Below are 23,932 nucleotides of genomic sequence, written 5' to 3' on the forward strand. Positions count from 1 at the left end.
CGAGTTGCGGACGATGATGTCGCTGCTCTGCCCGACATAAATGCCGGCGTCGGACGCCCCCTTTACGGTGACACCGTCGATCAGCACCTGGCTGCTCTCGACCGGATAGACGCCATAGGCGCCGTTGGTTTCCTTGGGCCCACCGGTCCATTCGACGCGGACGTTCTTGTAGACGATGCGGTCGGCGCCTTTCGACTTGATACCGTCACCCTTGGTGTCCTCGACCGCGAAGTCGCGCAGCACGACATCGTCCGAGGTGACCAGCAGCCCCTCGCCCGCGCCCAATTGCCCCTTGAAGCTGAGTACGGTCTTGTCGGGCCCGGCACCACGCACGATCACCTTGGCGACGTCGAGCGACAGGCCGTCGGTCAGTTCGAACCGCCCCGCACCGATCTCGACCACGTCCCCCGGCTTGGCGTCGAGCAAGGCGCCCTGCAGCCGTTCCTGCGCGTCGGCCCCGGCGGCGACGGCGATCGTCCTGGCCGCAGCGGGCGATGCCACCAGCGCGACCATCGCGAGCGCATATCTCATCGATCCTCTCCCTGCGTTTTCGCACAGCATGAAGCGTGGGGCGCTCGCCCGCAACCCGCCGGAATCACCCGAACAGCTCCATCTGCTTCGCCTTCGGCGCGACGAGCGGGCGGAGGTCCGATTTGTCGGCCAGTGCGGTCGGGCGCCAGTCGCTGGCGATCAGGAAAGGCCGCACCTTGGCGATCGAGACGGTCAACCGGCCGATATCAGCGAGCGCCAGCCGCCGCCAGCGCCGCGCCGTCAGGATACGATCGACTGCACGAGTGCCGAGCCCGGGCACGCGCAGCAGCGCCTCACGCGGCGCGCGGTTGACGTCGACCGGAAAGCGATCGCGGAACTTGAGCGCCCAGGCCAGCTTGGGGTCGATGTCGAGAAGCATCATGCCCGTCGCCTCGTCGGCCGCGGCGGCGACCTCGTCGGGCTTGTAGTCGTAGAAACGCATCAGCCAGTCGGACTGGTAGAGGCGATGTTCGCGCAGCAGCGGCGGGCGCTTCAAGGGCAGCACCGCGCTGGCATCGGGAATCGGCGAAAAGGCGGAATAATAGACCCGGCGCAGGCCGAATTTGCCGTAGAGCCCGGCGGCGCGCGCCACGATATCGCGATCGGTCGCGGCGTCGGCGCCGACGATCATCTGGGTCGACTGGCCTGCCGGCGCGAACCGCGGCGCCGATTTGTAGCGCTTGGTGGCATCACCCGCGTCGGCGATGTCGCGCTTCATCCCCGCCATCGCGCCCTCGATCCGCGCATTGTCCTTTTCGGGCGCGAGCCGCGCAAGCCCGGCGCGGGTCGGCAGCTCGACATTGATCGACACGCGATCGGCATGCAGCCCGGCACGGTGGATAAGCTCGGGATCGGCATCGGGAATGGTCTTGAGGTGGATATAACCGCGAAAATCGTGATCCTCGCGCAACGACCGTGCGACCTCGACGATCCGCTCCATCGTGTAATCGGGCGACCGGATGATGCCCGAGGACAGGAACAGTCCCTCGATATAATTACGCCGATAGAAAGCGAGCGTGAGCTGGACGACTTCCTCGGTGGTGAAGCGCGCGCGGCGCACGTTCGAGCTCTTGCGATTGATGCAATAATGGCAGTCGAAAATGCAGCTGTTGGTCAGCAGGATCTTGAGCAGCGAGATGCAGCGGCCGTCCGGCGCATAGGCATGGCAGATGCCCATTCCCTGGTCGGTCGACCCGATCCCCTTGCCGCCGCGCGAGTCGCGCTTGATCGACCCCGACGACGCGCAGGAAGCATCGTATTTGGCGGCATCGGCGAGGATTTCGAGCTTCTGGCGAGTGTCGAGCTGGGCCACTCGTTCTTTATATGTTCTTCCAACTCGAGAGTCACTGATGTGCGTCAGCCCCCGGCTATCGCATTCCGAAATTATTGCAGACGGCGGCCGCGCTTCGGCACACTTCGTGAAAATCGATCTGGGCGCGCGGCAGGGTGAACGCCACCTCTCGATTGGCGAAATCCAACTCGACGCGACCGAACAGCTTGAGCGAGCTCATCCCCAGGATCAGCGCCGGGCGGTCGGCGAGCCCGAATCGCGCGAACGGCGGGACGTCGGCGAACACCATGCCGAAATTGTCGAACCGCGCGGTGCCGATCCGGATCGGGCCGACGACCACGAAATCCGCCGAGAAGGAGCGACCGGTGACGGAGGTCATGACGGCGCGGCCATAGGATTTCGGCGCGCGTTTGAGCAGGCGGAGCATGGCGCCGTTGCCGACGCTCAGCCAGGAACCGGTGTCGATCACCACCGCGATCGGCTTACCTTCGTACGACGCCTGGGTCACGATCAGCTGGCCCGTGCCCGGTTGCGCGGGCATGACGATATCGCCGGAGGCGTGCCGCCGCGCCGGCTTGAGCGTCATCCGTCGCCGCTCGAAATCGAGCACGACCTTCTGCCCCTGCAAGGCGTCGATCCCCAGCACGCCCGCCGCGCCGATATTCGCCATCAGCAATTGCGGCGCTTCCATCGCCGGCGTGCCGAGGCTTCCCGCCGACAAGGACGGAATCTTCACCGTGCTGACCTCGGCCGGCCCGGTGAAATCGAACAGCCGCGCGTCGCCGCCCGGCGCCAGCTTGAGATAGCCGGCCAGTTCACGCGACATGATCGAACGTTCCGCACCGGTATCGACGATGAATGGAAAGGGACCGTGCGGCCCGATCGACACCGGCACCGTCATACGGTCGGTCCGCTCGCCGAGTCGCAGCGTGTCGGGCACCGGCGTCGCCGCGGGGGCAGGAAGCGACGCGGGGGAAATCTGCTGCGCCGGCAGGGACGGCGCGGCAAGCGCACCGATACCAAGCGCCAACAGGGAAATGAACCCGCGCATCGACGTGAGGATACGCCTGTTTCGGACGTGTACCTAGAGCGATTCGAAGTGGGTGGAATCACCCGCCGGCCAGGAAATCGCGCCAAAATAAAAACCTGGAGCGGTTGGTCCGATGCAATCGGACCGTGAACCGGTCCAGCGGATAATAGGGTCGGACCGCATCAGCGGGAGACGGCCGAACAGTCGGCGATCAGGGATTGCGTGCGCTCCCGGTCAGCACCGAGCAGCTCGAAATGTCACGACACGCCGACATGAAATCGATTGGTCCCCGCTGGAGCGTGAAGCCGATCTCCCGGTTGAGGAAATCGAGCTCAACCTTGCTGAACAACCGCAGCGAATTCATGCCCAGAATCAAGGCGGGACGGTCCTTCAATCCGAAATGCTCGAACGGCGGCACGTCGGCGAACGACATCGCGAAATCGTGGAACATCACCCCGCCGATCTTGACCACCGGAACGCTGACGTAATCGGCGGCAAAGGTGCGGCCGGTCACCGAGCGGACCAGGATCGGGCCGAGCAGGCGCGGTTCGCGCTTCATCAGCCGCCGCATCGCGCCGTTGCCGACGCTGAGCGACGACCCGGTATCGATCACCACAGCGATCTGACGTCCTTCGAACACCGCGTTGGTGACGATCAGTTGCCCGGTCCTGGTTCCCGAGCGGATCACGATCTCCCCATCGACGTGGCGCTTGGCCGGGACCAGATTCATCCGCTTGCGGTTGAAATCGATGACGACCTTGTGCCCCTGGAGCGCGTCGATCCCGAGCATGCCCGGCGCCCCGAGATTGGCCTGGGCGAGCGCCGGGGCATCGAGCCCCGCGGTGCTGAGCTTGCCGAGCGTGAGCGAGGGCACGCGCACGGTGTCGACCGTGCTCGGCCCCGTGAAGTCGAACAGCCGGGCGCGCGGGCCGGCATCGAGATTCAGGCTGGCGGCGAGTTCGTGCGACAATACGGAGCGTTCGGCGCCGGTGTCGACGATGAACGGATAGGGCCCGCGATCGGCGACCGAGACGGGAACGGTCATGCGTCGCGACAATTCGTTGAGCGCGATCGAATCGGGCGCGGGCGTCGGGGTCGCGTTGGGGGTGGGTGCGGCGGCCGGGATCGGCGCGGGTGCGGCCGGCTTCTCGCCGGCCATCAGGGGAGCGGCAATGCAGGCGGCGCCGAGCGCCAACAGGAGGGGTCCGCGCATGCGTCGATACTACGCCTGTTACGCCGGTGTACCAAGCGGATAAAACGCCCCGAAAATACGACGATCAGTCGAGCCGCATCGCCTCTTGCGCCAGGCTTTCGGCCTCGACCAGCAGGGCGTCGTCGGCCAGTCCCATCGCGACATTCTCGCGACCGATCAGCGTCAGCACGGGAACCGCCAGCGGCGACACGCGATCGAGGGTCACATGCACCATGGTGTCGGCGGCGCGGTCGAGCAACGATGCCAGGCGCCCGACATCGGTCATCCGCGCCCGAGCATCGGCCCAGGCCGCCTCGAGCAGCAGATGGCCGGGTTCGTATTTCCTGAGGACGTCGTAGATCAGGTCGGTCGAGAAGGTGACCTGCTTCCCCGTCTTGCGCTTGCCGGGATGCTGGCGCTCGACCAGCCCGCCGATCACCGCGACCTCGCGGAACGCGCGCTTGAGCAAGTGCGATTGCTGCACCCAATCGACGAATTCGTGCTGCAGGATGTCGGGCGAGAACAGGCTGGCGGGATCGGTCACCGGGTCGAGCGAATAGCAGCCGATGGCGTAATCGCTGGCGACGAAGCCGAGCGGCTTCAGTCCCTGCGTTTCCATCCGCCGGGTCAGCAGCATGCCGAGCGACTGGTGCGCGTTCCATCCTTCGAAGCTGTAGGCGACCATGTAATGCCGCCCTTCGCGCGGGAACGTCTCGACCAGCAATTGTCCCGGCTCGGGCAGGCGCGAGCGGTAGGACTGGACTTCGAGCCATTCGCGCACGTCGTCGGGAAAGCGCGCCCATTCCTCGGGATGCGCCAGGAACCCACGCACGCGGTCGGCGAGGTTGGTCGAGATCGGCATGCGCGCCCCGCCATAGGTCGGGATTCGCGCCGGCTTGGTCGAGGCGCGGACCAGCAGGTCCTCGGTATCGATCCGGATCACTTCGCAACTGATGCCGGCGAAGAAGAAGGTGTCGCCGTTCGATAGCGTGGCGGCGAAACTCTCCTCGACCTTGCCGAGCAGCCGGCCGTTCTTGAACCGCACGTTGAGCATCGCCGCCTCGACGATGATCCCGGCATTGAGGCGATGCTGTTGGATGAAGCGCGGGTGGCTGACGCGCCAGCTGCCGTCGGATTCCTGCGTCAGCCGCTTGAACCGGTCGTACGCGCGCAACGCATAGCCGCCGTCGCGGATGAAGCCGAGCACGCGGTCGAACGTCTCGGCGTCGAGCGCCGAATAAGGCAAGGCGCCCTGCACCTCGGCGAGCATTGCGTCGGCGCGAAACGGCGCGGCGCAAGCACAGGCCATGACATGCTGGGCCAGGACGTCGAGCGCACCGGGGCGGAACGGCTCGTTGTCGAGCTCGCCCGCCGCGACCGCATCGAGAGCCGCGCGCGATTCGAGATATTCGAAGCGGTTGCCCGGCACCAGGATCGCCTCGCTCGCTTCGTCGAGCCGGTGGTTGGCGCGGCCGATCCGCTGCAGCAGGCGCGACGAGCCCTTGGGCGCGCCCATCTGGATCACGCAATCGACATCGCCCCAATCGACCCCGAGGTCGAGGCTGGCGGTCGCGACCAAAGCGCGCAGCCGCCCTTCGGCCATCGCCGCCTCGACCTTGCGCCGCGCTTCTTTCGACAGGCTGCCGTGATGCACGCCGATCGGCAGCGACAGCAGGTTCACTTTCCACAAATCCTGGAAGATCAGTTCGGCCAGACTGCGGGTGTTGCAGAACACGATCGTGGTGCGGCGCGTCTCGATCTCCGCCATCACCTGCTCGGCGGCGTAGCGGCCCGAGTGGCCCGACCAGGGCACCGTCCCCTCGGGCAGCAGGATCGTGATGTCGGGATCGGCACCGGGCTCGCCGAGCACGAGGTCTACCGTATCGATGTCGCCGTCGGGTGCGAGCCAGGCGCGATAGGAATCGGGATCGGCGACCGTCGCCGACAAGGCGGCACGGCGCATGTCGGGAGCGATGCGCTGGAGGCGCGCCATGCACAGAGCGAGCAGGTCGCCGCGCTTGCCACTGGCGAAGGCATGGACCTCATCGACGACGATGCGCGTCAACCCGGCGAACATCAGGAAGCTGTCGGGATAGCTCAGCAGCAGTGACAGGCTTTCGGGCGTGGTCAGCAATATCTGCGGCGGTCGCACGCGCTGGCGCGCCTTGCGGTCGCTCGGCGTGTCGCCGGTCCGCGTCTCGACCCGGATGTCGAGCCCCATTTCCTCGACCGGGGTGAGCAGATTGCGCTGCACGTCGACGGCCAGCGCCTTGAGCGGCGAGACGTAGAGCGTGTGCAGGCCCTCGGCCGGCGTCTCGATCAGATCAGCCAGCGTCGGCAGGAACCCGGCCAGCGTCTTGCCCGCCCCGGTCGCCGCGACCAGCAGCGCGTGATGCCCGGCGCGCGCCGCGTCGAGCATCTCGAGCTGATGCCGTCGCGGCCGCCAACCGCGTGCGGCGACCCAATCGGTCAGGGGTCGCGGCAAATGTCTCAAAGCCCCTCCCCTTTAGGCGCTCCGGGTCGGCCATGCCCCCGGCATGGCCTGAACGACGCGGGGCATCGTTCACCCGGAACGAGGTTGGGGTGGGGGGCCTCCACCGGCGATCGGCTTGATGCACAGTCCCGCCCCCTACCCCTTCCCTGAAGGGGAGGGGCTATGGAAAGAAGGAGGTCGCCACGCATGCCGCAGATATAGGGAGCGAACTCGTCACCGCGCTACGGTGCCGGCGGCGCGCCGGCGGGCCGGGCGATCAGCTTCGGCGCCGCCTGCCCCTCCACCGCCAGCCGCGCGCGCTCGCCCTCGGCGCGGTCCTGGAGCGACAGCCATGCGGTGTCGTCTTTGGTCCCCATCCGCAGGCCCTCGGCATATTTGCCGAGCGGGTTCTGGTAATTGACCACCAGCCCGGCGAACCCGGTCTGGTCGTTGGCGGTCAGCAACACCGCGTCGCCGCCCGGCCGGTCGAGCGACATCACCGCGCGGCCGTTGTCGAGAAAGGCGAACCCGCCGCGTTCATTGCCCTTGGCGTCGTGGATCAGCAGGCCATAAGCGCTGGCGATCCGCGGATACGCCTTGCCGCCGACCAGCACCGGCGGCTCCTCGCCGAGGATCAGGCGATCGGCGCCGTCGGGACCGAGCACGACGATCGAGGCGGTCTGGGCGTCCTGGCGCTGACGCCCCTCTTTCGGCGGCGGCGCGCCGATCAGGATGCGTGGCTTGCCCGCGGCATCGACGATGCGGATGCCCTGCGCCTCGATCGTACCGGGCGCAGCCGGCGCGAGCGCCATCAGCAGCGCCGCCGCGCCGGCGAGGCCGAGACCCCCGAGCATCATGCGTTGCCGCCTGATCGTTCGTTCGAGTCGGTCGAGTCGCCGCTCGATCGCCACTTGTGCTTGCATCACTCTCTCCTTTGTCGCCGCAGGATGGAGCAGGAACGCGCGGCGCGCCATATCGGGGATGCCGGTGACCGGCGCCACGGCCAAGTGGGACCGAAAACGCAGCCATGGAACCCGCGCCGCCGCCGACCATATTAACGGGATGACCAAGCTCGGCGACTGGATCACGCCCCATCCGCAGGGCATCTACGTGGCGCCGGCCGATGCCTGGATCGACCCGTCGGTGCCGAGCCCGCGCGCGCTGGTGACGCACGGCCATGCCGACCATGCCCGCGGCGGGCACGAAGCGGTGTGGGCGACGCCCGAGACGCTGGCGATCATGGAAGCGCGCTACGGCCCGCAGGCCGGCCATGCCGTCGCTTATGGCGAGCCACGCGACATGGGCGGAGTCGAGGTCGAATTCGTCCCCGCTGGCCATGTCCTGGGATCGGCGCAGATCGTGCTGCGCCATCGCGGCGAGACGATCGTCGTGTCGGGCGATGACAAGCGCCGCCCCGACCCGACCCGCGCGCGCTTCGAACCGGTCAAATGCGACATCTTCGTCACCGAGGCGACGTTCGGCCTGCCGGTGTTCCGCCATCCCGAGACGCATGACGAGATCGACAAATTGCTCGCCGCGTTGCGCGCCAATCCCGATCGCTGCGTGCTGGTCGGCGCCTATGCGCTGGGCAAGGCGCAACGCGTGATCCGCGAATTGCGCGACATGGGCTTCGACGATCCGATCTACGTGCATGGCGCGTTGCAGCGGCTGTCCGATCTCTATGTCGAGCTCGGCGTCGACCTCGGTGAATTGCGGCCAGCCACCGGCGTCGCCAAGGCGGAATTGCAGGGCCGGATCGTCATGTGCCCGCCCGGCGCGCTCAACGACCGCTGGTCGCGGCGGCTGCCCGACCCGATCACCGCGATGGCGTCGGGCTGGATGCGCGTCCGCCAGCGCGCGCGGCAGAAACTGGTCGAATTGCCGCTGATCCTGTCCGACCACGCCGATTGGGACGAGCTGACCGAGACGCTGATCGAGATTGCGCCGAAGGAAGTATGGGTGACGCACGGCCGCGAGGAGGCGTTGATCCATTGGTGCGAAACCCATCAGATCAAGGCTCGCGCGCTCGCCTTGGTCGGCTATGAAGACGAGGACGACTGATCGTCGAAGGGGGGAATCCTATGCGTCGTACCGTAGCGGCCGCGCTGGCCGTGTTGCCGATCCTGCTCGCCGGCACGCCGGCCCGGGCCGGCGTCTATAGCAGCGATCTCGGCAAGTGCATGGTCGCCAAGACCTCGGCCGCCGACAAGAACGCGCTGATCCGGTGGATCTTCATCGCGATATCCTCGACCCCGGCGATCGCCGACCTGACCAGGATCACGCCGCAGCAGCAGACCGACAATGCCAAGGTGGTGGGTACGTTGCTGGGCCGCCTGCTGACGGTGGATTGCCGCAAGGAAACGGTGCTGGCGATCAAATATGACGGCCAGTCGGCGATCGAGTCGAGCTTCGGCATCCTCGGCGAGGCGTCGATGGGCGAATTGATGTCCGGCCCGTCGGTGCTGGCGGGATTGGCGGCGCCGTCGCGCTATCTCGACGACAAGGCGCTCGAGGATGTGTTCCGCGAGGCGGGCGTCAAGCCGCCCGCTTCGCCGACGACCTGAGGCTTGACGACCGCCCGGTCGATTTTCAATCTGCGCTACGGAAAAACCGTCGGAGAGAGCGCGATGCGGGCAGTGGTCAAGCGCGGGCAGCGGCTGGAGCTGGACGAGATCGTCGAGCCGACGCCGGACAAGGGGCAAGTGCTCGTACGAACGCTCCGCTGCGGGATCTGCGGGTCGGACCTCCACGCCTTGCTTCACATGGACAATATGGTCGCCGAGCGCGCCGGCGGCACGCCGCGACCGCTGCCCGACATGGTGATGGGCCACGAATTCTGCGCCGAAGTGCTCGATTACGGCGTGGACACGCCGCATCGGCTGAAGCCCGGAACCCGGGTGGTGTCGGTGCCCGTCACCAATTCTTCCAAAGGCTATCATCCCGTCGGCTATTCGCCCTCGGCGCCCGGCGGGTTCGCCGAGCGGATGGTTCTCGACGAACGATTGCTGCTCGAAGTGCCCAATGGCCTGTCGGACGATCTCGCCGCGCTGACCGAGCCGTTCGCGGTCGGCGCGCATGCCGTCGCCAGGGCCGCGCTCGAGCCGGGATCGGCCGCGCTGGTCATCGGTTGCGGCCCGGTCGGCCTGGCAATCATCGCCGCGCTCAAGATCGCCGGCAAGGGCCCGGTCATCGCCGCCGATTTCTCGCCGCGCCGCCGCGCCGAAGCCGAGCGGATGGGCGCCGATGTCGTGGTCGACCCGGCGGTCGAGGGGCCGCACGGCAAATGGGCCGATTACGGCGTGCCTGCGACCGAAACCGAGGCGCATATCGCGCGGATGGCGGGCAAGGTGCACGCGCGGCCGATCGTGTTCGAATGCGTCGGCGTGCCCGGCATGGTCCAGCGGATCATCGAGGATTGCCCGCCCGGCGCGCAGATCGTCGTCGCCGGCGTGTGCATGGAACCCGACAATTTCCGCCCGTCGATGGCGATCACCAAGCAGCTCAATCTCGAATTCGTCTATGGCTATACGCCCGAGGAATTCGCCGCGACGCTGCGCGAGATCGCCGAGGGGCAGGTCGACGTCGGCCGGATCGTCACCGGCACGGTCGCGCTCGACGGTGTCGCCCGGGCGTTCGACGATCTCGGCGACCCGGAGAACCATGTGAAGATCATGGTCGATCCGACCGCCCCCTGATAGGATCAGGGCACCGGGGCGGACGACAAGGAGAAGATCATGGCCGACGCGGACTCCGAGATGCTCGCCCCCGCAGCGGAGCTGGCCGACAAGGCCCATCGCCCCTATCCGGGCGAGAGCGCCGACTATAGCGCGGCACGCAAGAAGCTGTTGGCCGAGGAAGTCGAGCTACGCCGCCATCTCGAACGCGTCGCCGCCCAGCGCCGCGCGCTGCCCCCCGGCCCGGTGGTGACCAAGGACTATCGGTTCCAGGGCAAGGACGGCGAGGTCGGACTGGCCGATCTGTTCGAAGGACATGACGCGCTCGTCGTCTATTGCTGGATGTTCGGCCCCGAACGCGCGCGACCCTGCCCGATGTGTACGCAATTCCTCGGCGCGCTGGCGGCCAATGCGCGCGACCTACGGCAGAAAGTCGGTCTCGCGGTGGTCGCGCGGTCGCCGGTCGAACGGCTCTACGCTTTCGCCGAGGAACGCGGCTGGCGCGGCATGCCCTTGTTCTGCGACACCAGCGAGCAATTCGGCCGCGACCACAATGCCTGGCACGACGACGGCGATTGGCCGTCCTACGACGTGTTCACCAGGGATGCCGACGGTACCATTCGCCATTTCTGGAGCGGCGAACTCGGCGGCACCGAGGATCCCGGGCAAGACCCGCGCGGCGCGCCCGAGATGTCGCCTTTGTGGAACGTGCTCGACACCATCCCGGCGGGGCGGGGCACCGATTGGTACCCGAGCATCGACTACGACTGATCGGGGTTCCGCTCGGCGGCATAAGTGGTGATCCGCTCGCTCGACGCGGCATGCTCGCGGATCGCCGCCATCAGCTCGGCAATGCCCGGCGTGACGAAATGCGCCTTGAGCGCGGCCAGGTCGCGCCACTCCTCGAAGAAGACGAGCCGCCGCGGATTCTCGGCATCGATATGGACCGCGTGACTGAGGCAGCCGTCCTCGACCCGCGAACGATGGACATGCGCCAGGCAGGCCTCGAGCAGGAGCTCGAATCGGTCGGGTTTCGCGGTGACGCTGCCGGTGACGATGATCATGACGGCTCCCTTTGGGGCGGGAGGGTATCGCCAGTGCCGATGGCATGAAAGCCGCCCATCATCCCCATCCGTCACGCCGGGCTTGTTCCGGCATCCACCGCGCAGGAGAGCGAGATGCTGGAGCTTCTTGTTCCGCGTGCGGCACCGTGGACCCCGGTACAAGTCTGTCCCGAGCGCCGCCGCAGGCGGCGGCGAAGGCCGGGGTGACGATGCAGAGTAACGCGCGAGAACGCCCCTCAGGCCGCTACGACCTCCGGGTCGTGTGCGAACAGCCAGCGTTCGGCGGTCACGCGGTCCTCGAAACATTTGGCGGTGCGGCCGTTGAGCGCGCGCATCAACTGGCTGCGCGCCAATGTGCGGTCGACGACGAACGCCAGCTTGCGCGAGCGATAGGCGGGGTCGGCGAGCAGCGACTGGAAGGTGGCGACGATATCCTGCGCCTGTACCTTCATGCCCTTCAGGTCGTTGAGCGTGATGTGCTGGTTGGGACCGCACGTGAGTCGCGCATGTTCGGCGGCGCGCGCGTCGTAAAAGGCCTGGATGTCGTCGGGCGTGAAGAAGCCCGACATGGTGATCCGAATCAGATCGCGCGACGGTTCCGCGCGGACGGTGAAATGCGCTGCCATGCCGCTGGATTAGTATGAATGTTTTGCCGAATTGCTAAAAACGATCAGGCAGCGATACCGATTGGCCGTCGCTCAGCGCCGGCGTTTGTAAATGCCCGAAAAGGTGACGCTCGCGCCGCCGCAAAAGTAATTGTCGGCGATCACCAGATAGGGGCCAATCCGCCGCGCCCGTATTTTGCAGTCGCCGTCGAAATCGACGAGCGACACCCGACCAGCTCGCGGCGTCCCCTTCGTGTCGATCTGACCAACATGGACGCTGCCACGCTCCCGGGCCTCTGGGTCGTGCGAATTCCAGAGCGCCGTTCCGGCGAAGGACAGCGTGCCCGGCCGCCCGCCGGAAGTGATGTCGATATTGGCCTCGTCATCGCGCACCCAATTGCCGCGCCAGTCGGAGAGCGACGGCACGGTGATGGGAATCAAGGCCACTGCCGACAAAGGCAACCAGCCGCGGGTCTCCCGAACGCCATTGCCGAACTGCGCCTCGATCGCGCCGCCGCGTACCCTACCGAGCAGGACGACGTCTCCAGTCACCACATAGGCCGTGGTTCGGCACGCCGGTGTCACCGCCGGACAACCTGCGGTGTCTATATTCTTGTAGAAATAGGTTCGCCCCCTCGCAGTCACCTTACCAAGCTTCGCGTCGAGTAATGCCGCTTCCTTGGGCGGAATGGTCTGCGCGCCGCTCGGAATGGCGATGCCGAACGCAATGCAGGCCAGCAGCTTCGCTCTCACCCAACCCCCTCCAGCGCCTTCTGCCGCCGCCGCTGGACCGAACTGCCGATGCCCATCGCCTCGCGATATTTCGCGACGGTGCGGCGTGCGATGCCGAAGCCCTTGGCATTGAGCATATCGACCAGGGTGTCGTCGGACAGGATCGCCTTGGGACTTTCCGCCGAGATCAGGGCGCGGATCGCCGACTTGACCGCTTCGGCCGACACCGCGTCGCCGCCGTCGGCGGCCTGGATCGCCGAGGTGAAGAAATATTTGAGTTCGAACAGGCCGCGCGCGCAGCTCAGATATTTGTTCGACGTCACCCGGCTGACGGTCGATTCGTGCATCTCGATCGCGTCGGCGACTTGGCGCAGCGTCATCGGCTTCAAATGCGCGACGCCGTGGAGGAAGAACGCTTCCTGCTGCTTCACGATCTCGCTCGCGACCTTGATGATCGTGCGCTGGCGCTGGTCGAGTGCCTTGACCAGCCAATTGGCGCTGGCGAGCATTTCCGACAGCCACGCCTTCGAATTCTTGTCCTGCGGGCCCGCCGACAACTCGACATAATAAGAGCGGTTGACCAGCAATTTGGGCAGGGTCGCGGCGTTGATCTCGATCGCCCAACCTTCTTTGGCCTTGGCGACATAGAGGTCGGGGACCACCGCCTGCATCGCTTCGCCGCCGAACCGGCAACCCGGCTTGGGATCGTAATTGCGGAGCTCGCGGATCATGTCCGCGAGATCCTCGTCGTCGACGTCGCAGATCCGCTTCAGCCGCGACAATTCGCCGCGCGCGACGAGGTCGAGATTGTCGATCAGCCGCGCCATGCACGGATCGTAGCGATCGGCTTCCCTGGCCTGGAGCGCGAGACATTCGGCGAGGTCGCGCGCGCCGACCCCGGTCGGATCGAACGTCTGGATCACCCCGAGCACCGCCTCGACCTGCGCGAGCGGCACGCCCAGCCGATTGGCCACCTCGAGCAGCGGCGTCGCCAGATAGCCCGCCTCGTCGATCAGGTCGATCAGATGCTGCGCGACGAACAGGTCCGGCCCCGACATGACTTCGCCCGCCTGGTGGAGCAGATGATCGGCGAGGCTGAGGCTGGTATCGGCGAAGGCGTCGAGATCCGGCCCGTCCTCGCCCAGACCGCCGCCCGACGCACCGCCATTCAGGCCGAGCGAGCCGTCCATCCCGGCCTGGTCGGCGGGCGAATCGTGGTGGAAGCTTTCCGCGGCGAAATCGACGTCGAGCGAGGCTTCGCCGCCGCTCTCGCCGTTGAGCAACGCATCGGCGCTGGCCGGCTCGTCGCCCATCTCGACCGGCGCCTCGCGCTCGACGATCGGCCCGTCGTCGTCCGACGCGCCACTGCTGTCGAGCAAGGGATTGCGCTCGATTTCCTCGGCGATGAAGGTCTCGACCTCGAGATTGGACAGCGCGAGAAGACGGATCGCCTGCTGGAGCTGCGGCGTCATCACCAAGGATTGCGACTGCCGCAGATCTAGGCGCGGTGCGAGGCTCATGGCTGCCCGCCCGTCACCCCGGCGGGGGCCGGGGCCGCTTCGAAATGGAGGTCCTTTTGCCGCCGGCGGCCCCGGCCTGCGCCGGGGCGACGAGGGGGAAGAAGGTCGCGCATCGTCCTACAGCGTGAAGCTCTCGCCCAGATAGAGGCGGCGGACGTTCTCGTCGGCGACGAGTTCCTCGGGCGTGCCGGCGAACAGCACGCGGCCGTCATAGATGATGTAGCCGCGATCGACGATGTCGAGCGTCTCGCGCACGTTGTGATCGGTGATCAGTACGCCGATACCGCGCTTCTTCAATTCGACGATCAGGTCGCGAATGTCGGCGATCGACAGCGGATCGATCCCCGCGAAGGGCTCGTCGAGCAGCATGATCGAGGGATTGGCCGCGAGCGCGCGCGCGATCTCGGCGCGGCGGCGCTCGCCGCCCGACAGCGCCATCGCCGGCGCGTCGCGCAGCCGGGTCAGGCCGAATTCGTCGAGCAACTGGTCGAGCCTCTTGTCGCGCGCAGCCTTGTCGGGCTCGGCGAGTTCGAGCACCGCGAGGATGTTCTTCTCGACCGACAGGCCGCGGAAGATCGAAGTTTCCTGCGGCAGATAGCCCAAGCCGAGGATCGCGCGGCGGTACATCGGCAGCCCGGTAATGTCGTCGCCGTCGAGCATGATGCGGCCCGAATCGGGCTTCACCAGCCCCATCACCGAATAGAAGCAGGTCGTCTTGCCGGCACCATTGGGGCCGAGCAGGCCGATCACTTCACCGGGACCGACCGAGACCGACACGTCGGTCAGCACTACGCGCTTGTCGTACGACTTGGCGATCGACACGACCGACAGCCCCTTCATCACCGGGGTTTCGGCGATCGGGGCGATCTCTTCCAGGGTCACGGCGTCGTTCATATCGGCTCCCTGAGTGCCCGCGTCATGGTTACCGAATGGTTATCGGCGAGCCACTTGGCAAGCTTTGTGCATGGCGCACCGCGCCGACATGCCTTGGCGCCTCGCCAAGGGCAAGCGCGGACGCGGCGGATGTGCCAAAAAATCGGGTTATCGGTTCGCCTTGGCGCCGCGGCCGTGGCTGAAGGTCATGGTCGCTCGGCCGTTCAGCCGCACGATGCGGTTCTCGAGATCGGCGCTCATCGAGTCGGCCGTGAACCGGCCCTGGGGCAAGGTGCCCGAGACGCCGCCGGTCCCCTGCATCGTCTTCTGCCTGAGATCGACCGTCGCGCCGGTGCTGTTGAGGCTGTAGCCCTTGGGGCCGGTGAAGGTGATCGGCCCGTTCACGTCGAGCTGCTGGTTGTTGAGGTTGAACCGGCCGCTCGGCGCGTTGAGCTTGCCCGGCCCGTCGGCGAGCTCGATTTCCGCCAGCACCTTGTCGATGTCGACGATCGGCTCGGCCGCGCTCTTCTGCACCGCGGATTGTGCGGTCAGCGTGAACGGCTGGCCCTTGTTGTCCTGGCCGCGATAGGTGGCGGTCTGCACGCGCAGCCGCTCCTTGGTCACTTCGACCTTGTTGCGGTCGAGTACGAAGCTGACGTCACCGCCCGCGGTCAGCGGCAGGAACACCATCAGCGCGGCGACCACCCCGACCGCCGAGGGCAGGACGATGCGCAGGATCGCGATCAGGCTGTCGTGCCCGCTGCCCGGCGCCGCCCAGCGCTGGCGTTCGGACCGCATCCTGAGCGCGACGTCAGACATGCGCGAACAGGTCGATTTCCGGCCAGCCGGCGAGGTCGAGCTCGGCGCGCCACGGCAGGAAGTCGAAACAGGCCTGGGCGAGCTCGGCGCGCTTCTCACGCACCAGACGGCGGTCGAGTTCGTCGCGCAGGCGATGGAGAAAGCGCACGTCGGACGCGGCATAGTCCTTTTGCGCGTCGCTCAATTCGGGCCCGCCCCAGTCGGACGATTGCTGCTGCTTCGAAATGTCCTGGCCGAGCAATTCGCGGACCAGTTCCTTCAGCCCGTGGCGATCGGTATAGGTGCGGACCAGCCGCGACGCGGTCTTGGTGCAATAGACCGGGCCGGCGACGACGCCGAGATAATGTTTGATCGCGGCGAGATCGAACCGCGCGAAATGATAGAGCTTCACGCGATCGGGATCGGCGAGCAGCGCCTTGAGATTGGGCGCGGTATAATCGCTGCCGGGGCCGAAGCGGACGAGATGCTCGTCGGGCCCGCCGTCGGACAATTGCACCAGGCACAGCCGGTCACGCGGCGTGATCAGCCCCATCGTCTCGGTATCGACGGCGATCGCGGCACCGGGGGCGAACAGCCCGGCGGGGAGGTCTTCCTCATGAAGATGAACGGTCATCCGATTGCGCCTAGCCCTTCCGGGCGGAACGCTCAAGTTGCGCCGCCGGTGCCGGGCCTGACACGCTATTGCTGTTGCAGCCGTGACGCGGATCACCATTCGGCCGAAGAAGGAAGAAGTTGATCACGCAAAGGCGCGAAGGCGCGAAGCAGGATTTCTGTTCGCGCAGAGGCGCAGAGAGCGCAGAGGTAAAGGAAAGCGAGCCTCGCAAAGCGAGGCCCTGATTCGATCATCACGCGTCGATCTTGTTGGCTGTTCAGGACGGAAACGACTCTGCATTCTCTGCGCCTCTGCGCGAACAGAATCTTTGCGCCTTCGCTCCTTTGCGTGAACCAAATTTCCCAGAACCCGGCTTGAAGGCCGCCTTTAGTGGCCCGAGCGCCGCTCGCGCGCCTTGCGGCTCCAGATGTTGAGGATCTCGACGCCGGCGGAGAAGGCCATGGCGGTATAGACATAGCCCTTGGGGACATGGACGCCGAAGCCGTCGGCGATCAGCACGAAGCCGATCATCAGCAGGAAACCGAGCGCGAGCATCACCACCGTCGGGTTCTTCGCGATGAAGTTGGACAAGGGATCGGCGGCGATCAGCATCACCCCGACCGCGACGATCACCGCGACGATCATGATCGGCAGTTCGTCGGTCATACCGACCGCGGTCAGGATCGAATCGATCGAGAAGACGAGGTCGAGCGCCAGGATCTGGAGGATCGCCGCGCCGAAGCCGAGCGTCTTCTGGCTGTTCGTCTTGTCGAGCGCCGAGTCCGATTCGGCCGGATCCACGCTGTGATGGATCTCGGTGGTCGCCTTGTAGAGCAGGAACAGCCCGCCCGCGATCAGGATCAGGTCGCGAATCGAGAAGGCCGTCTCGAAACTGGGATTGCCGTGCAGATCGGGCGCGCCGGACCAGCCGAAGTCGATCACTGGCGCGGTCATACCGACGATCCAGCTGATCGTGGTCAGCAGCAGCAGGCGCAGGATGAGTGCCAGGCCGATGCCGATTCGCCGCGTCCGCGCGCGGTCCGCCTCGGGCAATTTGTTCGACAGGATCGCGACGAAGACGAGGTTGTCGATGCCGAGCACGACCTCCATCACGATGAGCGTCAACAGCGCCGCCCAGGCGGCGGGGCTGGCGAGGAGTTCGATGATCGGCATGGCCAAGCTGTGCCGTCTCGGCAACGCCCGCGCAAGTATCGCGACGACAAGGGCTGGAATGCCGACGATTTTGTTCGCGACATGCCGGTTTTTCGGCTAAGACTGGCAATAAGGCGCGGTTGGTTTGCGTCCGAAGGCCTGCGTCTGTCGTCCGGCGCGCTGGTTCTTGAATGTGATATTGGGCGAACCGGAAAGACGAACAGGGCATGAGTTTCGATAAAGGTGGCCGCGGCAATCGTGGAGGTCGCGGTCGTGACAAGCGCGACAATTTCGGCGGCAGTGACGATTTCGGCGGCGGCGGTGATTTCGGCGGCGGCGGCTTCGGTGGCGGCGGCTTCGGCGGCGGCGATCGCTTCGGCGGTGGCGGCGGCTATGGTGGCGGCGGTGGCGGTGGCTATCGCGGCGGTGGTGGCGGCTTCGGCGGCGGCGGCGGTGGATTCCGCGGCGGCGGCGGTGGCGGCTTCGGTGGTGGTCGTGGCGGCGGTGGCGGCATGCCCCCGCAGGTCGTTGGCGAAGGCACCGGCGTCGTAAAGTTCTTCAACGCGCAAAAGGGTTTCGGCTTCGTCGTTCGCGATGACGGCGGCGAAGACGTGTTCGTGCACATCAGCGCGGTCGAGCAGGCCGGCCTGACCGGCCTGGCCGAGGGTCAGCCTCTGGGCTTCACCCTGGTCGATCGCGGCGGCCGCATCTCGGCCACCGAGCTGAAGATCGACGGCGAGCCCATGCCGGTCCAGGACCGCGGTCCGCGCCCCGAGCGCGCCGCCGGCGGCCCGGGCGGCGGTGGCGGTCGCGAGCTGACTGGCGAAAAGGCGACCGGCACGGTCAAGTTCTTCAACGCGATGAAGGGCTTCGGCTTCATTCAGCGCGACGACGGCCAGCCCGATGCGTTCGTCCATATCTCGGCGGTCGAGCGGGCGGGCATGTCCAGCCTGAACGAGGGCGACCGGCTCGAATTCGAGCTCGAGGTCGACAATCGCCGCGGCAAATACGCCGCGGTGAACCTCTCGGCGATCTGATCGCCCGATCCGGTTCTGCTTTTGAAAAAGAGCCCGGTCCACGCAAGTGGGCCGGGCTTTTTTCGTTAATTCCTCCCCGGAACGGGGAGGGGGACCGCCGGTCGTAGGCCGGTGGTGGAGGGGGCCCACGATCCGCATCCTCCTCGCTTGTTGCTGGTTGGTCGCGGGCCCCTCCACCATTGCTTCGCAATGGTCCCCCTCCCCGTTCCGGGGAGGAATTTAGAAGATCACCCCCGCAGAATCAGTCCCGCCCCCGCCAGAATCCCCAGCACCGCCGCCACGCGCCCGGCCGTCACCCGCTCCTTCAGGAACACGACCGCGATGACCAGCGCCGTCACCATCCCGGTCTCGCGCAGGGCGGCGAGCGGCGCGGTCGGGCCGATCGACAACGCATAAAGCGCCAGGCCGTAGGTCAGGATCGACAGCGCCCCGGCGATCGCGCCCGGTCGCCATTGCTGGCGCATCGACGCGAATAGCGTGCCGCGCGTCAGGAGCGCGAACATCGCGACGACGACCAGCCCCATCGTCACGAACATCCAGGCGATATAGCTGAACGGCGTCGGCGCGGCGCGCACGCCGGCGGCATCGATCACCGTATAGCCCGCGATGGTGAAGCCAGTCAGCACCGCCCAGCCGAACCCGGCGCGGCTCAGATGGCGCCCGATCGCCAGCATGAACATCGACAGGCCGATCAGCGCGATTCCCGCGATATCCGCCGCTGAAACGTGCTCGCCGAGCAAGCCCAGCGTCACCCCGGCGGTGACCAGCGGCGCGGTGCCGCGCAGCACCGGATAGGCCGAAGAGAAATCGCTGACCTGATAGGCGCGGATCAGCGAATAGAGATAGAGCGCATGGATCGCGGCGGTCGCGGCGAGCCATCCCCAGGCGCCGGCCGGCAACGGCACGATCAACAGCACGGGCAGCAGGATGATCGCCGCCGACCCGTCGGTCATAGCGCGCGACGCCATCTTGTCGCGCCCGCCCTTGATGATCGCGTTGACCACCGCATGGACCGAACCCGAGGCGATCATCAGCAAGGGGGCGAGCGTGGCGGCCATTCCGGCAGCGTCAATTGCCTATGGCCGGCTGCGCGTCTAGTCATGCGGACGTGCGCACCCCCGACGACACCGCCGCCGCTCGCGCCCGCCTGACCGAGGCGCTGGTGCGTACCGGGCAGGAGGATCGCGCCGCGCTGCAGGACGTGTACCGCCTGACCTCGGCGAAGCTTTTCGGTATCTGTCTGCGTATCTGCGGAGAGCGGAGCGCTGCCGAGGATGTGTTGCACGAAGTCTATCTCACGATCTGGAAGCGCGCCGGCGCGTACGAGCCCGGCCGCGCCAGACCGATCTCGTGGCTGGCGACGATCGCGCGCAACAAGGCGATCGACTGGGTGCGGGCGAAGGGCGCGCGACCCGCGCATCCGGTCGAGGAAGCGCTGAGCGTGGCCGATCCCACGCCCGACCAGAGCGAGACGGTCGCGCGCGACCAGGAATCGCAGCGGCTGCACGATTGCCTCGACGCGCTCGACGCGCGCGCCCGCGACGCAATCCGCACAGCCTTCTTCGACGGCGTGACCTATGCCGAGCTTGCCGAGCGCAAGAACGTGCCGCTGGGGACGATGAAGAGTATCGTGCGGCGCGGCCTCCTCCAGCTAAGAGGGTGTGTCGATGACGACTGACGCGCCCGATCCCGACATGACCGCCGCCGAGCTCGCGCTGGGCCTGCTCGATGGCGAGGAACGCGCCGCCGCGCTCCGCCGCGTGCTGGCGGATCCCGTCTTCGCGCGCGAGGTCGAAGATTGGCGCCGGCGCCTGGCCGGCTTGTTCGACGATTATCCGGAAGTCGCGGCACCCGAATCGGTCGCCGACCGACTGATCGCACCGGAAGCGCCGGCCGTTGCCAGGCCGAGATCGGCGTTCCGCTGGCCGATCGCGGCGATGGTCGGCGCGATCGCCGCGATGCTGGCGTTGTTCGTGCGGTTCCAGCCCGCCCCGCGCGTCGAGGGTCCGCCGCATCACATGATGGTCGCCTCGCTGATGATGAGCGACAAATCGAGCGCGGTGCCGGCGATGGTCGACATGACCACCGGCGAGATGCGGATCGGCGAGACCGGGATGGCGCCGCAAGGCAAGACCGCGCAGCTCTGGATGATCGGCGGCGACGGCGTACCCAGGTCGATGGGCATGCTGGCCTCGACCGGCCCGTCGCGGATGATGCTGCCGATGGAGAAGCGCCGGCATCTCAAGACCGGCATGATGCTCGCGGTGTCGATCGAGCCGCTCGGCGGCTCGCCGACCGGCCTGCCGACAGGGCCGGTGGTGGCGAGCGGAAAGCTCTCGGTCGCTTAACTTCTGTCATCGCCTGCATCCGCGAGCGGATAGCATCCGTACCTACTGACGCACGCGCCAACGGGCGTGCTTCAGGAGAGAGCGACATGAAGGCAATCCGCAAACTGATGCTCGCGACCGTTCTGGCCGCCGGCGCCACCGCCGGCATGGCCGCGACCAAGAACCCGATGGTCGGCGGCGCGGCGATGTATTCTACGAAGAATATCGTCCAGAACGCGATGAACTCGGAGGACCACACCACCCTGGTCGCCGCGGTCAAGGCGGCCGGCCTTGTCGACACCTTGTCGGGGCCCGGACCGTTCACCGTCTTCGCCCCGACCAACGCCGCGTTCGCGAAGCTGCCCGCCGGCACGGTCGACATGCTGCTCAAGCCCGAGAACAAGGGCAAGCTGACCTCGGTGCTGACCTATCACGTCGTGCCGGGCCGCATCACCGCCGCCGACATCGCCGCCAAGGCCAAGGCGCATATGGGCAAGGCGAGCTACAAGACCGTGGAAGGCGGCATGCTGACCTTCATGAAGTCGGGCAATGCCTGGTGGATCATGGACGGCAAAGGCGACAAGGGCCGGATCACCATCGCCAATGTCATGCAGTCGAACGGCGTGATCCACGTCATCGACACGGTGATGATGCCGTAACCGCCGTGTCGGCCCGGTGCCGCCGCGGTGCGGCGCCGGGTTGTCCGGCCGATCGGATCGGAGCGGATCGTGCTCGACACCTTGATCCTCGTGGCGATCAGCGGCGCACTACTGATCGGTGCGGTCGCCGCGCGAACGCTGTTCAGATGGGCATGCGTCTATTACCGCCATTCGTGACATGACCGGGCGGAAAACCACGAGCACAAAGCGCGCCGATCTCGCCCGGCTGACGATCGCGCCGCTCTATCTGCTCGCTGGACTTGTCCACATACTGCGGCCCGGACTGTTCCTGCCGGTGATGCCGCCCGCGATTCCGCATCCGCAAATCGTCGTCCTGCTGACCGGTGCTGCCGAGATCGCCGGCGCGATCGGCCTGTTCGTGCCGCCGACCCGCGCGATCGCCGGGGCCGCGCTCGCCCTCTATGCGCTCTGCGTTTATCCGGCGAACATCCTCCACGCAGTGCACGATTTGTCGACCGGCACCGGCCTCGGCATGGCCTATCATTATCCCCGCCTGTTCGCTCAGCCGTTCATCTGCTGGTGGGCGCTGGCCGCCGGCGGTTGGACCGGGCGCGGTCGCTAAGGGTCACGTCACCAGTTTTCTGATCCCGGCGATCGTGTCCGCTTCCGCCGCCGGCTTGTCGGTGCGGATGCGATGGATGCGCGGGAAGCGCATTGCGACGCCCGATTTGTGCCGCTTCGACTCGTGGATCGAATCGAACGCGACTTCGAGCACCAGGGTCTTCTCGACTTCGCGGACGGGGCCGAAGCGATTGACCGTGTGGTTGCGTACGAAGCTGTCGAGCCATTTCAATTCGTCGTCGGTGATCCCCGAATAGGCCTTGCCGACCGGGAGCAATTCGCCCTGCTCTGTCCAGCAGCCGAACGTATAGTCGCTATAGTAAGACGAACGGCGGCCATTGCCGCGCTGCGCGTACATCATCACGCAATCGGCGGTCAGCGGGTCGCGCTTCCATTTGGACCACAGGCCGGTGCGCCGCCCGGCGACATAATCCGAGCTGCGGCGCTTGAGCATGACGCCCTCGATCGCGGCATCGCGCGCGCCGGCGCGGATCTCCTCGAGCGTGGCGAAGTCCTTCGCCTCGATCAGCACGCTAACGTCGAAGCGGTCGGGATCGAGCGCGGCGGCGAAGGCTTCGAGCCGAGCACGCCGCTCGGTCCAGGGGAGCGGGCGCAGATCCTCCGCCCCGTCGAACAAGATGTCGTAGAGCCGCACGAAGGCGGGATAGTCGTCGAGCATCTTCGCCGACACGACCTTTCGCCCGAGCCGCTGCTGGAGCGCGTTGAAACTCGCCGCGCCGCCGCTTTCCTCGATCCCGCCGCCCTGAACCTCGCCCTTCACCATCAATTCGCCGTCGAGCACACCGGTCGTACGAAACGCGGCAGCGATGTCGGGAAAGCTGCCGGTGATGTCGTCGCCCGCGCGGCTGTAGAGCCGGGTCTCGTCGCCGACATGGACGAGCTGGACGCGGATGCCGTCCCATTTCCATTCGGCGGCATAATCGGCGAGATCGACCGTCCCGTCCTCGAGCGGGTGCGCGAGCATGAACGGGCGGAACACGGGGACGTCCGCGGCGGTCGGCTGGGGACCGCGCCCCTCCACCCAGTCGAACAGCTCCGCATAAGGCGGGCGGATCGCATGCCACACTTCCTCGACGCCCTCGACCTCGACGCCGAACGCCTGGGCCAGCGCGGTCTTGGCAAGCCGCGCCGACACGCCGATCCTGAGCGCCCCGGTCGCCATCTTGAGCAAGGCGAAGCGCTCCTCGGCATCCATCCGGTCGAGCATCGCGGCAAGCGCCGCCGGCGCATCCGAGCGCGACAGCGCATTGAGCGTATCGACCACTTGCCCGACCGACAGCGGCTCGCCCTTGCCGTCGTCGGCGCCGGGCCAGAGCAACGCGATCGTCTCGGCGGTGTCGCCGACATAATCGCGGCTCATCCGGAACAGCACCGGGTCGACGCGCTCCTCGATCAGCGCGCGGATCACCGCCGGCTTGATTGCCGGCAGGTCGAGGTCGCCGGTCAAGGCGGCGATCGCCCAGCCGCGATCGGGATCGGGAGTCGCCTTGAGATAATCGCCGATCAGCCTGAGCTTGGCGTTGCGCGACCGCGTGTAGATCAGCGAGTCGAGGAGCTGCGCGAAGGCGTGCATCAGGGTGCAACATGGCGGCGACGTAACGGTTCCGCCAGGGGTGCGAGGGGGGAGACGGATGAGCCTGGCTGTCCCCAAAAATCCTCCCCGGAACGGGGAGGGGGACCATCGCAAAGCGATGGGGGAGGGGGCCCGCGACCACCGAGCAACAGACCGTAAGGCTACCGAAGGATGGGCCCCCGCCC

The 23,932-nt window shown here is 66.8% G+C and carries 26 protein-coding genes; 10 read left to right on the top strand and 16 right to left on the bottom strand.

What is annotated here, in order from left to right; translation table 11 throughout:
- The 6 genes from ACTHJR_RS12060 to ACTHJR_RS12085 all read right to left on the bottom strand — a co-directional run.
- Positions 1–531 (bottom strand): parallel beta-helix domain-containing protein (locus ACTHJR_RS12060; RefSeq protein WP_440523454.1); only part of this gene is annotated, 531 nt, incomplete at its 3' end.
- A 64-nt stretch (positions 532–595) separates the two neighbouring features.
- Positions 596–1,843, bottom strand: coding sequence for a putative DNA modification/repair radical SAM protein (locus tag ACTHJR_RS12065; protein WP_440523456.1), 1,248 nt, complete (start codon positions 1,841–1,843; stop codon positions 596–598).
- A 55-nt stretch (positions 1,844–1,898) separates the two neighbouring features.
- Complete coding sequence (locus ACTHJR_RS12070) at positions 1,899–2,873, bottom strand: aspartyl protease family protein (RefSeq protein WP_440523457.1); 975 nt, start codon at positions 2,871–2,873, stop codon at positions 1,899–1,901.
- 190 nt (positions 2,874–3,063) lie between these two features.
- Positions 3,064–4,065: an aspartyl protease family protein gene (locus tag ACTHJR_RS12075; RefSeq protein WP_440523458.1), complete on the bottom strand. Its 1,002-nt coding sequence runs from the start codon at positions 4,063–4,065 to the stop codon at positions 3,064–3,066.
- 64 nt (positions 4,066–4,129) lie between these two features.
- Entirely contained in the window at positions 4,130–6,538 is a 2,409-nt protein-coding gene (locus tag ACTHJR_RS12080; protein WP_440523459.1) for a ligase-associated DNA damage response DEXH box helicase, read from the bottom strand.
- Positions 6,539–6,759: 221 nt separating this feature from the next.
- On the bottom strand, positions 6,760–7,440 hold the full coding sequence (locus ACTHJR_RS12085) for a hypothetical protein (protein ID WP_440523460.1): 681 nt from the start codon (positions 7,438–7,440) through the stop codon (positions 6,760–6,762).
- Positions 7,441–7,579: 139 nt separating this feature from the next.
- On the opposite strand from ACTHJR_RS12085, the gene ACTHJR_RS12090 reads away from it, so the two are divergent.
- The 4 genes from ACTHJR_RS12090 (at position 7,580) to ACTHJR_RS12105 (ending at position 10,962) form a co-directional block, all read left to right on the top strand.
- Positions 7,580–8,578: a ligase-associated DNA damage response exonuclease gene (locus tag ACTHJR_RS12090; protein WP_440523461.1), complete on the top strand. Its 999-nt coding sequence runs from the start codon at positions 7,580–7,582 to the stop codon at positions 8,576–8,578.
- A gap of 20 nt (positions 8,579–8,598) precedes the next feature.
- Positions 8,599–9,081, top strand: a complete 483-nt coding sequence (locus ACTHJR_RS12095; protein WP_440523462.1) for a hypothetical protein — start codon at positions 8,599–8,601, stop codon at positions 9,079–9,081.
- Positions 9,082–9,144: 63 nt separating this feature from the next.
- Positions 9,145–10,212, top strand: a complete 1,068-nt coding sequence (locus ACTHJR_RS12100) for a zinc-binding dehydrogenase (protein WP_440523463.1) — start codon at positions 9,145–9,147, stop codon at positions 10,210–10,212.
- Positions 10,213–10,251: 39 nt separating this feature from the next.
- The gene (locus ACTHJR_RS12105; protein WP_440523464.1) at positions 10,252–10,962 is read left to right on the top strand and encodes a DUF899 family protein; all 711 of its coding nucleotides are present in this window, start codon (positions 10,252–10,254) and stop codon (positions 10,960–10,962) included.
- On the opposite strand, the gene ACTHJR_RS12110 is transcribed toward ACTHJR_RS12105, so the two are convergent.
- The 8 genes from ACTHJR_RS12110 to ACTHJR_RS12145 all read right to left on the bottom strand — a co-directional run bounded on the left by ACTHJR_RS12110 (position 10,953) and on the right by ACTHJR_RS12145 (position 17,569).
- Positions 10,953–11,255, bottom strand: coding sequence for a putative quinol monooxygenase (locus tag ACTHJR_RS12110; protein WP_440523465.1), 303 nt, complete (start codon positions 11,253–11,255; stop codon positions 10,953–10,955). The two genes, ACTHJR_RS12105 and ACTHJR_RS12110, sit on opposite strands and share 10 nt — an antisense overlap.
- 236 nt (positions 11,256–11,491) lie before the next feature.
- Positions 11,492–11,881, bottom strand: coding sequence for a hypothetical protein (locus tag ACTHJR_RS12115; protein WP_440523466.1), 390 nt, complete (start codon positions 11,879–11,881; stop codon positions 11,492–11,494).
- Between the two features lie 72 nt (positions 11,882–11,953).
- Positions 11,954–12,613 carry a hypothetical protein gene (locus ACTHJR_RS12120; RefSeq protein ID WP_440523468.1) on the bottom strand — a complete coding sequence of 220 codons (660 nt, stop codon included), beginning with the start codon at positions 12,611–12,613 and terminating at the stop codon, positions 11,954–11,956.
- Positions 12,610–14,112, bottom strand: coding sequence for an RNA polymerase factor sigma-54 (rpoN, locus tag ACTHJR_RS12125; protein ID WP_440523469.1), 1,503 nt, complete (start codon positions 14,110–14,112; stop codon positions 12,610–12,612). Before rpoN ends, ACTHJR_RS12120 begins: the two co-directional genes overlap by 4 nt.
- Before the next feature lie 117 nt (positions 14,113–14,229).
- A complete protein-coding gene (lptB, locus tag ACTHJR_RS12130) occupies positions 14,230–15,006 on the bottom strand; it encodes an LPS export ABC transporter ATP-binding protein (protein ID WP_440523471.1) in 777 nt (258 codons plus the stop codon).
- A 147-nt stretch (positions 15,007–15,153) separates the two neighbouring features.
- A complete protein-coding gene (locus ACTHJR_RS12135) occupies positions 15,154–15,804 on the bottom strand; it encodes an LPS export ABC transporter periplasmic protein LptC (RefSeq protein WP_440523472.1) in 651 nt (216 codons plus the stop codon).
- The gene (locus ACTHJR_RS12140; protein WP_440523473.1) at positions 15,797–16,417 is read right to left on the bottom strand and encodes a ribonuclease D; all 621 of its coding nucleotides are present in this window, start codon (positions 16,415–16,417) and stop codon (positions 15,797–15,799) included. The genes ACTHJR_RS12135 and ACTHJR_RS12140 overlap by 8 nt, the downstream gene beginning before the upstream one ends.
- 366 nt (positions 16,418–16,783) lie before the next feature.
- Complete coding sequence (locus ACTHJR_RS12145; RefSeq protein WP_440523474.1) at positions 16,784–17,569, bottom strand: TerC family protein; 786 nt, start codon at positions 17,567–17,569, stop codon at positions 16,784–16,786.
- Between the two features lie 206 nt (positions 17,570–17,775).
- Here ACTHJR_RS12145 and ACTHJR_RS12150 point away from each other — a divergent pair, with 206 nt between their 5' ends.
- Entirely contained in the window at positions 17,776–18,585 is an 810-nt protein-coding gene (locus ACTHJR_RS12150) for a cold-shock protein (protein ID WP_440523476.1), read from the top strand.
- A 227-nt stretch (positions 18,586–18,812) separates the two neighbouring features.
- On the opposite strand, the gene ACTHJR_RS12155 is transcribed toward ACTHJR_RS12150, so the two are convergent.
- The gene (locus ACTHJR_RS12155) at positions 18,813–19,643 is read right to left on the bottom strand and encodes an EamA family transporter (RefSeq protein ID WP_440523477.1); all 831 of its coding nucleotides are present in this window, start codon (positions 19,641–19,643) and stop codon (positions 18,813–18,815) included.
- A 20-nt stretch (positions 19,644–19,663) separates the two neighbouring features.
- On the opposite strand from ACTHJR_RS12155, the gene ACTHJR_RS12160 reads away from it, so the two are divergent.
- The 5 genes from ACTHJR_RS12160 to ACTHJR_RS12180 all read left to right on the top strand — a co-directional run bounded on the left by ACTHJR_RS12160 (position 19,664) and on the right by ACTHJR_RS12180 (position 22,154).
- Complete coding sequence (locus tag ACTHJR_RS12160) at positions 19,664–20,263, top strand: sigma-70 family RNA polymerase sigma factor (protein WP_440523478.1); 600 nt, start codon at positions 19,664–19,666, stop codon at positions 20,261–20,263.
- Positions 20,253–20,933, top strand: coding sequence for an anti-sigma factor (locus tag ACTHJR_RS12165; RefSeq protein ID WP_440523480.1), 681 nt, complete (start codon positions 20,253–20,255; stop codon positions 20,931–20,933). The genes ACTHJR_RS12160 and ACTHJR_RS12165 overlap by 11 nt, the downstream gene beginning before the upstream one ends.
- 107 nt (positions 20,934–21,040) lie before the next feature.
- Positions 21,041–21,571: a fasciclin domain-containing protein gene (locus tag ACTHJR_RS12170; protein WP_440523485.1), complete on the top strand. Its 531-nt coding sequence runs from the start codon at positions 21,041–21,043 to the stop codon at positions 21,569–21,571.
- Between the two features lie 27 nt (positions 21,572–21,598).
- Positions 21,599–21,748 carry a hypothetical protein gene (locus tag ACTHJR_RS12175; RefSeq protein ID WP_440523481.1) on the top strand — a complete coding sequence of 50 codons (150 nt, stop codon included), beginning with the start codon at positions 21,599–21,601 and terminating at the stop codon, positions 21,746–21,748.
- A 1-nt stretch (position 21,749) separates the two neighbouring features.
- Positions 21,750–22,154 (top strand): DoxX family protein, encoded by a 405-nt coding sequence (locus ACTHJR_RS12180; protein WP_440523482.1) that lies wholly within the window; start codon positions 21,750–21,752, stop codon positions 22,152–22,154.
- A 3-nt stretch (positions 22,155–22,157) separates the two neighbouring features.
- Here ACTHJR_RS12180 and ACTHJR_RS12185 read toward each other — a convergent pair whose 3' ends face one another.
- Entirely contained in the window at positions 22,158–23,747 is a 1,590-nt protein-coding gene (locus tag ACTHJR_RS12185) for a cisplatin damage response ATP-dependent DNA ligase (RefSeq protein ID WP_440523484.1), read from the bottom strand.
- Between the last annotated feature and the right edge of the window lie 185 nt (positions 23,748–23,932).

The organism is Sphingomonas sp. (genome assembly GCF_051962185.1).
Classification (GTDB): Bacteria; Pseudomonadota; Alphaproteobacteria; order Sphingomonadales; family Sphingomonadaceae; genus Sphingomonas.

Coding starts and splice junctions, on each gene's coding strand:
- lptB (WP_440523471.1), bottom strand. CDS start 15,006: ATGAACGACGCCGTGACCCTGGAAGAGATCGCCCCGATCGCCGAAACC.
- ACTHJR_RS12105 (WP_440523464.1), top strand. CDS start 10,252: ATGGCCGACGCGGACTCCGAGATGCTCGCCCCCGCAGCGGAGCTGGCC.
- ACTHJR_RS12145 (WP_440523474.1), bottom strand. CDS start 17,569: ATGCCGATCATCGAACTCCTCGCCAGCCCCGCCGCCTGGGCGGCGCTG.
- ACTHJR_RS12115 (WP_440523466.1), bottom strand. CDS start 11,881: ATGGCAGCGCATTTCACCGTCCGCGCGGAACCGTCGCGCGATCTGATT.
- ACTHJR_RS12150 (WP_440523476.1), top strand. CDS start 17,776: ATGAGTTTCGATAAAGGTGGCCGCGGCAATCGTGGAGGTCGCGGTCGT.
- ACTHJR_RS12075 (WP_440523458.1), bottom strand. CDS start 4,065: ATGCGCGGACCCCTCCTGTTGGCGCTCGGCGCCGCCTGCATTGCCGCT.
- ACTHJR_RS12110 (WP_440523465.1), bottom strand. CDS start 11,255: ATGATCATCGTCACCGGCAGCGTCACCGCGAAACCCGACCGATTCGAG.
- ACTHJR_RS12155 (WP_440523477.1), bottom strand. CDS start 19,643: ATGGCCGCCACGCTCGCCCCCTTGCTGATGATCGCCTCGGGTTCGGTC.
- ACTHJR_RS12180 (WP_440523482.1), top strand. CDS start 21,750: ATGACCGGGCGGAAAACCACGAGCACAAAGCGCGCCGATCTCGCCCGG.
- ACTHJR_RS12085 (WP_440523460.1), bottom strand. CDS start 7,440: ATGCAAGCACAAGTGGCGATCGAGCGGCGACTCGACCGACTCGAACGA.
- ACTHJR_RS12140 (WP_440523473.1), bottom strand. CDS start 16,417: ATGACCGTTCATCTTCATGAGGAAGACCTCCCCGCCGGGCTGTTCGCC.
- ACTHJR_RS12070 (WP_440523457.1), bottom strand. CDS start 2,873: ATGCGCGGGTTCATTTCCCTGTTGGCGCTTGGTATCGGTGCGCTTGCC.
- ACTHJR_RS12135 (WP_440523472.1), bottom strand. CDS start 15,804: ATGTCTGACGTCGCGCTCAGGATGCGGTCCGAACGCCAGCGCTGGGCG.
- ACTHJR_RS12165 (WP_440523480.1), top strand. CDS start 20,253: ATGACGACTGACGCGCCCGATCCCGACATGACCGCCGCCGAGCTCGCG.
- ACTHJR_RS12170 (WP_440523485.1), top strand. CDS start 21,041: ATGCTCGCGACCGTTCTGGCCGCCGGCGCCACCGCCGGCATGGCCGCG.
- ACTHJR_RS12090 (WP_440523461.1), top strand. CDS start 7,580: ATGACCAAGCTCGGCGACTGGATCACGCCCCATCCGCAGGGCATCTAC.
- ACTHJR_RS12095 (WP_440523462.1), top strand. CDS start 8,599: ATGCGTCGTACCGTAGCGGCCGCGCTGGCCGTGTTGCCGATCCTGCTC.
- rpoN (WP_440523469.1), bottom strand. CDS start 14,112: ATGAGCCTCGCACCGCGCCTAGATCTGCGGCAGTCGCAATCCTTGGTG.
- ACTHJR_RS12185 (WP_440523484.1), bottom strand. CDS start 23,747: ATGCACGCCTTCGCGCAGCTCCTCGACTCGCTGATCTACACGCGGTCG.
- ACTHJR_RS12160 (WP_440523478.1), top strand. CDS start 19,664: ATGGCCGGCTGCGCGTCTAGTCATGCGGACGTGCGCACCCCCGACGAC.
- ACTHJR_RS12100 (WP_440523463.1), top strand. CDS start 9,145: ATGCGGGCAGTGGTCAAGCGCGGGCAGCGGCTGGAGCTGGACGAGATC.